This is a genomic window from Faecalibacterium sp. Marseille-Q4137, from assembly GCF_017377535.1.
GTDB lineage: Bacteria > Bacillota > Clostridia > Oscillospirales > Ruminococcaceae > Faecalibacterium > Faecalibacterium duncaniae.
The window spans coordinates 1-9,999 of record NZ_JAFREK010000061.1 but is presented as its reverse complement, the minus strand read 5'-3'; the positions used below and the strand labels follow the sequence as shown (position 1 = coordinate 9,999).

Here is a 9,999-nt window from a genome sequence, read left to right as displayed (position 1 = left end):
ACACCCCATTTCCTAAACAGTATACCATACTGTCTAACAAATGGGGTGCAGTTCAGTACTCTGCGGCTGTGTTTTTTTGCGTAGTATAGCTGCTTCTTCCATCTGCAAAACCCCGACGCTCCGTGGCTGACGGGGTTATCCGCACTTGCCAATACGCCCAAAGAGGGCTCCTTAACGCGCAGAAGGAAAGGGACGGTCAGTCTCCGGCGTTTTGAGAAGGAAATGGCTTTTGTGAAAGTCGAGCAGGCCCTCATCCCGCATTTTTCCAAGCTCTACAGACAGCCCGCTGCGCTCCACACCGAGGTAATCCGCAAGCTGCTGCCTTGAAAACGGAATGTCGAACTCATAGACGCTGCGCCGCTGGGCCTCGGCGGAAAAATAGGACATCAGCTTTGCACGCGTCGTGCGCTGGGCCATGTGGGTGAGCTTTTCGTTGAGCCGCAGGTTCTTCTCTGCCAGTTCGTCCAGCAGGTTGCGGATGATCCGGCTGTGGTGGGAGCAGGCGGAGGGGCACACGCTCAAAACGCGCCTTATATGCAGAAACATCACCGTCACCGCGCTCTCCGCCTCTACGCTCACGTTCAGTACCGCTCCCGGCGCGCAGGCGAATACCTCCGCGAAGGTCTGCCCCGGCCCGGTCTTGGAGAGGATGTTGCGGTTTCCCCAGATATCCTCCTGCACGATGAGGGTGCTGCCCGCCAGCACGAGACCCACCTCCTCCACCTGCTCCCCGGCGCGGAGCAGGCGTGAGCCTTTGGGGAAGGTGTCGATCCTCGCCCCAAGGTAGGAGAGCATGACGGCAAGCTCATCGTCGGAAATGCCGGAGAAAAGCGCCGCCGTATGAAGTACCGGAAAAAATTCTTTCATAAAAAGTTCTCTTTCGTTGAAAATTCAACTGACTTGTTGCTCTTAGTATAGTACAATGAACGCACAAAAGCAACAGGAGGATCGAACATGAAACGACGGATCATTGAAATCGATCAGGATAAACGCCCCGTATTTTGACGGCGCACGGCTCCTGATTGCCGCCGACTGCACCGCCTACGCCTACGCCGCTTTCCACGAGTGGTTCATCAAGGGACACATCACCCTGGTGGGCTGTCCTAAGCTGGACGGCGTGGGTAAGGATTCCTTCGAAGAGGCGTGAGCTTTCTGCAAGAGAGGCAAAGACTATGAGTTATGAAAACTGGAAGGACAAAATCGGCACATTTGAAGTGATGGACGTGCGGGGCAAAAAGATGGACTTCTTCCCCGCATTGAAGGCAAAGGCTGCCGCGCTGAAAAACGGCGAAGGACTGCATATCATCCAGACCTTCGAGCCTGTCCCCCTGTACCCGGTGCTGGCCCTTATGGGCTTTGAGCATCACACGGAGAAGGTGAGCGGCAGCGAATATCACATCTGGTTTTATCGAGTGAAGAAAGGAGAATAACCGCATGAGCTACGAAAACTGGAAGAATAAGGCGCAGGGGTTTCAGACCGTGGATGTGCGCCATATACAGGGCAGCTTCTTTGAAGGGCTGAAGAAAAGAGCCGAGGCGTTGGAGGTGGGCGAAGGATTACACATCATCCAGATCTTTGAGCCGCATCCACTGTACGCTGTCATGGAGGGCTTGGGCTACGAGCACCACACCGAGCGGCGGAGTGAGGCGGAGTTCCATGTCTGGTTCTGCCGCGTGGAGAAGAAGGAAGGCGACAGCTCCGCTCCCTTCAAGCCGCTGGCTCTTTTGAACTATCCCATGATCGATGAAAAGCTGGGGCAGATCGCCGTGGATTTTTGGGAGACCACATGGCAGAGCGAGAAGCGCGTACTGCCCTACGAAACGCGGCTGCTGCTGTCCCTGACCAACGCTGTCGGTGCGGGCCGGATGAGGCAGGCGGCGCGGGAGCTGGTAAAGGCATATATCCACGGTGTGGAGAGTGCCGCGTTGGACGACGTGTTCGAGCTGCTGGCATGGAATCAGGGCATCGGCTTTTTCAGCAGCGAGATCGGCCCCTCGGCGCTGTTCCAGGCGTACAAGCTCATTAAAAACGGTGAGAAACAGGGCAAGTCCCGGGAGGATATCTGCAGTGCGCTGCGCGAGAAATTCGGGGAGAAGAACCCAGAGATGCAGGTCTTGAACAGATGATAAGGAGTTGTTTTGTATTATGACCATTCAAACGGTAACAGATGCCATCCGCTATGTAGGGGTGGATGATAACACATTAGCACTCTTTGAAAACCAGTACCCCGTCCAGCCTATGGGAGTGAGCTACAACTCCTATGTCATTCTGGACGAGAAAATCGCCGTGATGGACAGCGTGGATGCACGGGCGGCGGAGGAATGGCTTTCCAATGTAGCGCAGGTGTTGGAGGGGCGCAACCCCGACTATCTTGTGGTCACACACATGGAGCCGGATCATTCCGGCAGCCTCATGCGACTGGCACAAAAGTACCCGGAGATGAAGATCGTGGGAAACGCGAAAACATTTACCCTAATCAAGCAGTTCTTCGGCACAGGTGCATTGTCGGAAGACCGTATGCTGGAGGTTGGCGAAAGAGATACGCTTTCCTTGGGCTTGCACCGGCTGCGCTTTCTGCTGGCGCCGATGGTACACTGGCCGGAGGTGATGGCAGCGTATGAAGAGGAGGAAAAGATCCTGTTCTCGGCGGATGCCTTCGGCCGCTTCGGTTCACTGGAACGGACTGCCCGTGCCCCCTGGGCGCCGCAGGCCCGGCGGTATTATTACAACATCGTCGGAAAGTATGGCGCACAGGTGCAGGCGCTGCTGAAAAAAATCTCCGCGCTGGAGATCAAAACGATCTGCCCGCTCCATGGCCCCATGCTCACAGAAGACTTGGGAGAGTATCTGCGGCTCTATGATCTCTGGTCACAATGGAAACCGGAAGAACCGGAGGGCATCCTGATCGTCCACGCGTCCATCCATGGAAATACCGCATACGCATCGGAGGCCCTCAAGAGCAAGCTGGAGGGAAAAGGTGCGCAAGTCACCATGTGCGATCTGACGGCAACAGACCTTTCCTATGCCGTGACCAGCGCATTCTACTGTGGGAAACTGGTGTTGGCCTGCTCCACCTATGACGGAGGACTGTTTCCGCCCATGAAGGAGTTTTTGGAACATTTACAGACAAAGGGATTCCGGAACCGCCGGGTTGGTCTTATTGAAAACGGCTCTTGGGCACCTGCTGCCGCGCGGCTGATGCGCACCAAACTGGAGGAGATGAAGGATATCCACCTTTACGAAACGGTAGTGTCTCTGCGTGGTGCATTGAACCAAACCAGCGAAGCGCAGATGGACGCTCTGGTGGCTGAGCTCTGCGCGGAGTAGGCGGCGAGTCTGGCTTCGTCCGGCCGCCCGATGCCTCAAAAGCAAAACATCGTCGCTGATTTATTTAGACAACAATATGGCGTTGAGTGATGCCGAAGCTTTGAAGATGGATCGAAGCGCAGCCGCAGAGAATATCTGCGGTTGCGCTTTTTGCATTTTGACCATGGTGCAAACGGATGGCTTTGACCGTTACCCTCGATTTCTAAGGAGACACGAAGTGTGCTACATGGAAGCGTATCATAGATCTGCTCCATAGCCACGCCCTCACTGCGCCAGCGTTTCCCGGATAGCCGCCGTCCAAGCCCTCCCGGGTCTCCACTATTCCCGCCTTTTTCAGCACCGCCTGCACCCGGCGGACGCGGGTGGGATTGGTGCAGATGTTCTCCGCCAGCGCTTCGCTGCTGAGGGAGCGTTCACTGTGGCTCAGGCAGACCAGCGCATGGACGGCCAGATTAAAAGAACTGTCCACAATCATCCCTCCTTCACAAGCTCGTAGGGCCAGTCGATGACACCGCCGAGACGGTATGCGCTTTGTCCAAACTAGATGTCTACCAGAAGATCACGGTAGACCTGAAGATGGATGAGTTGGACGTGACTGCTGCGGAGAACAAGGCTACCTATGAAGAGATCCGGGAGTACGTCAAGGAGCACACCGGTCTGAACGTGAGCAACCTCTATATTGCACAGGTCAAGCGCAAGTGCGGCATCAAGGAGCGGCAGAACTACAACAAGCCTAAGGCTGAGAACCCCAAGCAGTTCAAGTGCCCGCCGGAGAAGGAAAAAGCCATCCGGGAGGCACTGAAGTATTTTAAGATGATTTGAAATGAAAAATAGACGGATGTCTGTCAACTGGCAGACATCCGTCCGTTTTTATGATAATCTGTTATGATCGCAGTTCCTCAAGCAATGCCGTGCATCCTTCCAGTATATCCTGCCATGTGGATTCAAAATCTCCCGTGAACCATGGGTCTGCCACTTCACGGGGATGATCCGTATGCGCCATCAGCAGCGAGACTTTATGCTGTGGGTCTCCGCCGACAAGCCGTAGGATGTCGCACAGATTACTTTCGTCCATGCCAATCAGATGATCATACCGTGCATAATCCAGCCGGGTCATCTGCCGGGCGGTCTTGCCGTTGCAGTCGATGCCATGTTCTTCCAGCTTCTGCCGTGCAGGAGGATAGACCGGATTTCCGATTTCCCATGCACTGGTGGCGGCTGACGCAATTTCAAATTGCTCGGAAAATCCTGCCTTGGACACAAGGTCTTTCATGATATATTCGGCCATCGGGCTTCGGCAGATATTTCCGAGACAAATAAATAAGATCCTGGTCATACCGGGTCGTTCTCCTTTTGGCTTACAAAAGTATAGCCGCCGTGGGTAGTGCGGATAAAGCTGCCGCAGCCGGCCAGCTTCTTTCGCAGATTGGAAACGGTATTTGCCACGACCTTTAAGGTGTCATCACAGTTTTGTCCCCACACAGCACGGAAAAGCTCTTCTTTTGAAAAGATTTGTCTTTCGTGAGAGGCAAGCATCAGCAGCAAATCGAACTCCAGTCGTGTAAGGGAGACTTTTCTGCCGTTGCACGACACTTCGTGGGTTGTTCCATCCAGTGTAAGCTCCGGAAGAACCAACTTCTCCCATGAATCAATGGATATTTGCTCTGCCTCGATGTGCTCTCGTTCCAGAAGCATCCGGATCTTCTGCTCCAATTCCGGGTCAGGCTGTCGGGTTTTTATAACGATCATGGCAAACTCCTGCGTGTATTTTACTCTGCGGCGGTATCCATTTCCCGGAGCAGGTTTACCATCTCGATGGCACTGACTGCGCAGTCATAGCCTTTATTACCTGCTTTGGTGCCTGCCCTTTCGATGGCCTGCTCGATGTTTTCGGTGGTCAGAACACCAAAGAGGACGGGAACCCCGCTTTCCAGCGAGACCGTGGCAATGCCTTTGGAAACCTCATTGCACACATAGTCGTAATGGCTGGTAGAACCGCGAATCACTGCACCAAGGCAGATTACAGCATCATACTTTCCGCTTTTTGCCATTTTAGAGGCAACCAGTGGGATCTCAAAAGCACCCGGAACCCATGCAACATGAACATCAGCCTCCTGCACATCGTGACGGAGCAGACCATCCATTGCTCCGCTCAGAAGTTTGGACGTGATAAATTCGTTGAATCGGGCAGCTACGATACCGACCTTGATATTCTGAGAAACCAGCTTGCCTTCAAATGTTTTCATTTTTAAATACCTCTTTCGTTGTTAATATTCCAGAAGATGTCCCATCCGTGCCTGCTTTGTTTTCAGGTAAAACAGGTCATACGGGGTCGCCGTCATCTGAATGGGTACGCGCTCGGAGATCTCCAACCCAAACTCGGAGAGCTGATATACTTTGTCCGGGTTATTGGTAAGCAGGCGCAGGCTTTTTACGCCAAGTTCCCGGAGGATCTGTGCGCCGAGATAATACTCCCGTTCATCTCCATGGAACCCCAGAGCGAGATTGGCTTCCAGCGTATCCATGCCCTGCTCCTGAAGTTCATAGGCACGCAGCTTGTTGATCAGACCGATGCCCCGGCCTTCCTGCCGCATATAGAGCAGGATACCCCGGTCTTCTTTTTCGATCTGCGTCATGGCAGCGGCCAGCTGTTGGCCGCAGTCACAACGCAAAGAGCCAAATGTATCTCCTGTCAGGCATTCCGAGTGGACGCGGCACAGAATATCCTTTCCATCGCCAATGTCACCTTTTACCAGTGCAATGTGATGCTCTCCGTTCAGGCGGCTCACAAAACCATAAGCTCTGAAGGTGCCATACTTGGTGGGCAGGTTCACTGCCGTCACCCGATCGACCAGTTTATCGTGACACTTGCGGTACTCCTGTAAATCACGGATGGTGATGAATTTGATCTGGAAACGCTCTGCCAGCTTTGCCAGTTCAGCGGTGCGCATCATCGTGCCATCCTCCCGCATGATCTCGCAGCACAGGCCGCATTCTTTCAGCCCTGCCAGACGGCACAGGTCAACGGTTGCTTCCGTGTGACCGTTGCGCTCCAACACACCGTTCTTTTTTGCCAGAAGGGGGAACATATGGCCCGGTCTGCGGAAATCTTCTGCTTTTGCGTGATCGTCCACACAAGCCATCGCCGTAATGGAACGCTCTGCGGCAGAAATGCCCGTAGAAGTAGAAACGTGGTCGATGGACACCGTAAATGCCGTTTCATGGTTGTCGGTGTTATACTGCACCATCTGCGGAAATTGCAGCTTCTGGACGAAAGCCTCGGACATCGGCATACAGATCAGACCTTTGCCGTGGGTCGCCATAAAGTTGATGTTTTCGGTGGTGGCAAATTCGGCAGCACAGATGAAGTCCCCCTCGTTTTCACGGTCGGGGTCATCCGTTACCAGAATGATTTTTCCTTGCTTCAGGTCTTGCAAAGCTTCGGGAATGGTATTGAAGTTCATCGTAAACTCTCCTTAAAAGCCGCAGCGCAGCAGCATTTCTTTTGTGAGCGTGTTTTGCTTTAGTGCTTCTGATGGAAGCAGCTTCTCGATATATTTTCCGACAACATCGGTTTCCAGATTGACAGAATCTCCTTTGTGCCGCTGGTGCAGGTTCGTCTGACGGACGGTGTGCGGTATCGTGGACACGGAAAAGCCGGTAGGTTCCACCGCGGCCACGGTCAGGCTGATACCGTCTATTGTGATAGAGCCTTTTTCAACGACATAGCGAAGGATCGTGGGATCTGCATGAATGGTGTACCAGATGGCCGTATCGTCTTTTCGGATATTGGCAATACGTCCGATCCCATCCACATGGCCTGCTACGATGTGTCCGCCAAAACGTCCGTTGGCCGGCATGGCACGTTCCAGATTGACAGCACTTCCAACGGTGAGCTGCGCAAGCGCAGAGCGGTTCAAGGTCTCGTGCATGACATCCGCAGCAAAGCTATCCGGGAAGAGCTGCCTGACGGTCAGGCAGATGCCGTTGACGGCGATGCTGTCGCCGATCCTGGTTCCTTCCAGAACCGTTTTTGCACGAACAGTCAGTACAGCAGAATGCTGTCCCCGATTGATGGATTTTATTGTTCCGACTTCTTCCACGATTCCGGTAAACACGGGTACTCCACCTCACTTTCGATCAGGAAATCTTTGCCAAGCTGTTCCAATCGGCTGTTCTTCAGGCGGAATGCAGCATCCGGAAGCGGGACACCTGCACCCTCAATGGGTGCTTTGGCATCCCTTCCTCCGAACAGCTTCGGGGCAATGTAAGCCTGCACCTCCTGCACGATGCCGCTTTCCAGTGCAGACCAGTTCAAGGTTCCGCCGCCTTCCAGCAGAATGCTGTCGATCTGCTCCTGCCCCAGCTGTTCCATCAGCTGCGGAAGATTCACATGACCGCATTGCTCTTCCAGACAAAGGACTCGGCACCCGGTCTGTTGATATGCCGCCTGCTTCTCCGGGTCGCCGCAGCAGGTCGCAAGAATGGTGGGGACCTGTTTGGCGGTCATGACCACCTGTGATTGCAGCGGTGTCCGCAAATGTGTATCACAGATGATCCGGACAGGATCACGGCCACCCTCTATCCGGCAGGTCAGCAGCGGGTTATCTGCCAGAATGGTTCCGACTCCCACCATAATGCCGCGGAATCGGTGCCGCTGCCGTTGAACATGATTCCGGGCAATTTCCCCGGTGATCCATTTGGAAGCGCCTGTGTATGTGGCGATTTTTCCGTCCATCGTCATGGCGTATTTCATGGAAACGAAGGGGCGTTTTGTGGTGATATAGTGGAAGAATACCTTGTTCAGCGCATCGCATTCCTCTTGCAAAACATTTTCGGTCACATCTATGCCATGTGCGCGCAGGATTGCAATTCCTTTTCCAGCCACCAGCGGATTCGGGTCAGCAGAACCCACGACCACCCGGTGGATGCCTGCACCCAGAATCGCATCCACGCAGGGCGGCTGCTTTCCGTAATGGCAGCACGGCTCCAATGTCACATACATGGTCGCTCCCTGCGGATCTTCGGTGCAGGATGCCAGCGCATTGCGCTCCGCATGAGCCTGACCGTATTTCTGGTGCCAGCCCTGTCCGATGATCCTGCCCTCTTTTACGACCACGGCACCCACCATCGGGTTGGGCGATGTCCACCCGCAGCCCTTTTTTGCAAGCTGCAAAGCCAGACGCATATAGTCTTTGTCGTTCATCGTGTTGCCTCCAAAAGAAAAAGCCCTGAACAAAAACGTTCAGGGCAAGCCGAAAAAACACAAGGGATCCTTGTGCAAAAAAGAAAGCTCCAGAATGCAAACGCATCCCAGAGCAGCCTCCACAAGCGCAGGACCGTACGGGTTCTGCACTTGATATCTTCTTTCATCCAGACTGTACTGTCGGCTTCGGAGTTTCACCGAATCATGCCTTACGGCTCGTGGGCTGTACCACCGGTAGGGAATTGCACCCTGCCCTGAAGATTTCTGATTCAATTACAGCGGCATTATAGCACGGCTTCTTTCGGATTGCAAGGGCATTCTACAAACCGGGACGAAACCGGGATGAAGCGAATCGCTACAACAATAAAATCACATCGTCCGTAGGACAATGTGAACGGAGAATCCAAAGGGGCGCGGGTCGCCAGTGGCGACCTCAAAATGCGTTGCATTTTGAAGCGCTTGACCGAGCCGACAGGCGAGAGCAGCGCCCTTTGGCACACGACTTTGCTTGCAAAGTCTATTCCGAACAAGACGGTACGAATGGGAGGTGCTGGAAATGGCAGCAGAAAAGACTAAGGTCTACACATGAAGGTAGATACCACTGCCATTGAGCAGGAGATCGCCGCCTATGAGAAGCAGCTACGGCAGCACTACTCCACAAAATCCCGGCTTATGGAGGAGATCGACAGCCTTGACCCGGACGACCGGCACTTTATCGCCCGAAAATCTGACCTTGACGACCGCCTTTATAAGATGTACGATAAAACCGAAGAGGTGGAAAATGGACTGATGGATGCCCGGGCAAAGAAGCAGGCCATTGAAGCCGACAAAATCACAGGCGACAACATCTATAAGATCCTGATTTGCTTTGACAAGCTTTATGCCACCATGACCGAGGCGGAACGCCGCAGACTGGTGGAAATTTTGATCGACGAGGTGCAGATCTACCCGGAACGCCAGCCTAATGGACAGTGGCTGAAGTCCGTCCGGTTCAAGCTGCCCATCATCGACCATGACCTTGAATTGAATTTGGACAATCAGGATCGTGTCGAAGTCGTAGACGCTCTGATACCCCAGCGCCAGCAGCTTTTGTGCAGCATCCTTGCTGCGGCGGCCGCTGCGGCAGTAGATCAGCAGCGTCGCCTCCTTATCGGGCAGCGTCTCGGGCATTTCGCTCCCGATGCTCTCGTTGGGCACAAGGACGGCGTTTTCAATATGCCCGCCATCGTATTCCTCCCGGGTGCGGACATCCACCACCACGATCTCCTGCGAGATCATCATCTCATAGGCTTCCTCGGCGCTGATCTTATGATACGCCGCCTTGCCGGGAGCGTCCTCCTCTGTCGGCACCGGCTTGTCCTTGGTTCCCCCGCAGCTCACCAGAAGCAGTGCAAGCACGGCGGCAAGTGCCGCGAAAAGCAATATCTGACGCATAATCAACCTCCAATGCAACTGTGTTTACTGC

13 protein-coding genes, 1 pseudogene and 1 riboswitch are annotated in these 9,999 nt (G+C 54.0%); of the genes and pseudogenes, 5 read left to right on the top strand and 9 right to left on the bottom strand.

What is annotated here, in order from left to right:
* Positions 1-171: 171 nt before the first annotated feature.
* Positions 172-867, bottom strand: coding sequence for a Crp/Fnr family transcriptional regulator (locus J3353_RS14905; RefSeq protein ID WP_097771455.1), 696 nt, complete (start codon positions 865-867; stop codon positions 172-174).
* Positions 868-982: 115 nt separating this feature from the next.
* Between J3353_RS14905 and J3353_RS14900 the strand changes: the two are divergent.
* The 4 genes and pseudogenes from J3353_RS14900 to J3353_RS14885 form a co-directional block, all read left to right on the top strand.
* Positions 983-1,120, top strand: a pseudogene (locus J3353_RS14900) (ferredoxin); the annotation flags it as partial.
* A gap of 52 nt (positions 1,121-1,172) precedes the next feature.
* Positions 1,173-1,430, top strand: coding sequence for a DUF2249 domain-containing protein (locus J3353_RS14895; protein WP_097771454.1), 258 nt, complete (start codon positions 1,173-1,175; stop codon positions 1,428-1,430).
* Positions 1,431-1,434: 4 nt separating this feature from the next.
* A complete protein-coding gene (locus tag J3353_RS14890; protein ID WP_156060030.1) occupies positions 1,435-2,127 on the top strand; it encodes a DUF2249 domain-containing protein in 693 nt (230 codons plus the stop codon).
* Between the two features lie 19 nt (positions 2,128-2,146).
* Entirely contained in the window at positions 2,147-3,328 is a 1,182-nt protein-coding gene (locus J3353_RS14885; RefSeq protein WP_097771452.1) for an FprA family A-type flavoprotein, read from the top strand.
* Between the two features lie 202 nt (positions 3,329-3,530).
* Here the strand turns inward: J3353_RS14885 and J3353_RS14880 are convergent, their stop codons facing one another.
* On the bottom strand, positions 3,531-3,797 hold the full coding sequence (locus J3353_RS14880) for an Rrf2 family transcriptional regulator (RefSeq protein ID WP_097777359.1): 267 nt from the start codon (positions 3,795-3,797) through the stop codon (positions 3,531-3,533).
* 62 nt (positions 3,798-3,859) lie between these two features.
* On the opposite strand from J3353_RS14880, the gene J3353_RS14875 reads away from it, so the two are divergent.
* Positions 3,860-4,150, top strand: coding sequence for a 23S rRNA methyltransferase (locus tag J3353_RS14875; protein ID WP_156060029.1), 291 nt, complete (start codon positions 3,860-3,862; stop codon positions 4,148-4,150).
* Between the two features lie 61 nt (positions 4,151-4,211).
* Here the strand turns inward: J3353_RS14875 and J3353_RS14870 are convergent, their stop codons facing one another.
* The 7 genes from J3353_RS14870 to J3353_RS16620 all read right to left on the bottom strand — a co-directional run bounded on the left by J3353_RS14870 (position 4,212) and on the right by J3353_RS16620 (position 9,968).
* Positions 4,212-4,664, bottom strand: a complete 453-nt coding sequence (locus J3353_RS14870) for a low molecular weight protein-tyrosine-phosphatase (RefSeq protein ID WP_156060481.1) — start codon at positions 4,662-4,664, stop codon at positions 4,212-4,214.
* The gene (locus J3353_RS14865; RefSeq protein WP_156060483.1) at positions 4,661-5,077 is read right to left on the bottom strand and encodes a response regulator transcription factor; all 417 of its coding nucleotides are present in this window, start codon (positions 5,075-5,077) and stop codon (positions 4,661-4,663) included. The genes J3353_RS14870 and J3353_RS14865 overlap by 4 nt, the downstream gene beginning before the upstream one ends.
* Before the next feature lie 20 nt (positions 5,078-5,097).
* Positions 5,098-5,574: a 6,7-dimethyl-8-ribityllumazine synthase gene (ribE, locus tag J3353_RS14860; RefSeq protein WP_117534999.1), complete on the bottom strand. Its 477-nt coding sequence runs from the start codon at positions 5,572-5,574 to the stop codon at positions 5,098-5,100.
* Between the two features lie 21 nt (positions 5,575-5,595).
* A complete protein-coding gene (locus J3353_RS14855) occupies positions 5,596-6,792 on the bottom strand; it encodes a bifunctional 3,4-dihydroxy-2-butanone-4-phosphate synthase/GTP cyclohydrolase II (RefSeq protein ID WP_207685148.1) in 1,197 nt (398 codons plus the stop codon).
* A gap of 12 nt (positions 6,793-6,804) precedes the next feature.
* A complete protein-coding gene (locus J3353_RS14850) occupies positions 6,805-7,446 on the bottom strand; it encodes a riboflavin synthase (protein WP_207685147.1) in 642 nt (213 codons plus the stop codon).
* Positions 7,410-8,534, bottom strand: coding sequence for a bifunctional diaminohydroxyphosphoribosylaminopyrimidine deaminase/5-amino-6-(5-phosphoribosylamino)uracil reductase RibD (ribD, locus tag J3353_RS14845; protein ID WP_156070469.1), 1,125 nt, complete (start codon positions 8,532-8,534; stop codon positions 7,410-7,412). Before ribD ends, J3353_RS14850 begins: the two co-directional genes overlap by 37 nt.
* Positions 8,535-8,685: 151 nt before the next feature.
* Positions 8,686-8,800, bottom strand: a riboswitch (FMN riboswitch).
* A gap of 373 nt (positions 8,801-9,173) precedes the next feature.
* Entirely contained in the window at positions 9,174-9,968 is a 795-nt protein-coding gene (locus J3353_RS16620; protein ID WP_337926898.1) for a rhodanese-like domain-containing protein, read from the bottom strand.
* Positions 9,969-9,999: the final 31 nt, after the last annotated feature.

Coding starts and splice junctions, on each gene's coding strand:
- J3353_RS14895 (WP_097771454.1), top strand. CDS start 1,173: ATGAGTTATGAAAACTGGAAGGACAAAATCGGCACATTTGAAGTGATG.
- J3353_RS14885 (WP_097771452.1), top strand. CDS start 2,147: ATGACCATTCAAACGGTAACAGATGCCATCCGCTATGTAGGGGTGGAT.
- J3353_RS14870 (WP_156060481.1), bottom strand. CDS start 4,664: ATGACCAGGATCTTATTTATTTGTCTCGGAAATATCTGCCGAAGCCCG.
- J3353_RS14890 (WP_156060030.1), top strand. CDS start 1,435: ATGAGCTACGAAAACTGGAAGAATAAGGCGCAGGGGTTTCAGACCGTG.
- ribE (WP_117534999.1), bottom strand. CDS start 5,574: ATGAAAACATTTGAAGGCAAGCTGGTTTCTCAGAATATCAAGGTCGGT.
- J3353_RS16620 (WP_337926898.1), bottom strand. CDS start 9,968: ATGCGTCAGATATTGCTTTTCGCGGCACTTGCCGCCGTGCTTGCACTG.
- J3353_RS14855 (WP_207685148.1), bottom strand. CDS start 6,792: ATGAACTTCAATACCATTCCCGAAGCTTTGCAAGACCTGAAGCAAGGA.
- ribD (WP_156070469.1), bottom strand. CDS start 8,534: ATGAACGACAAAGACTATATGCGTCTGGCTTTGCAGCTTGCAAAAAAG.
- J3353_RS14905 (WP_097771455.1), bottom strand. CDS start 867: ATGAAAGAATTTTTTCCGGTACTTCATACGGCGGCGCTTTTCTCCGGC.
- J3353_RS14865 (WP_156060483.1), bottom strand. CDS start 5,077: ATGATCGTTATAAAAACCCGACAGCCTGACCCGGAATTGGAGCAGAAG.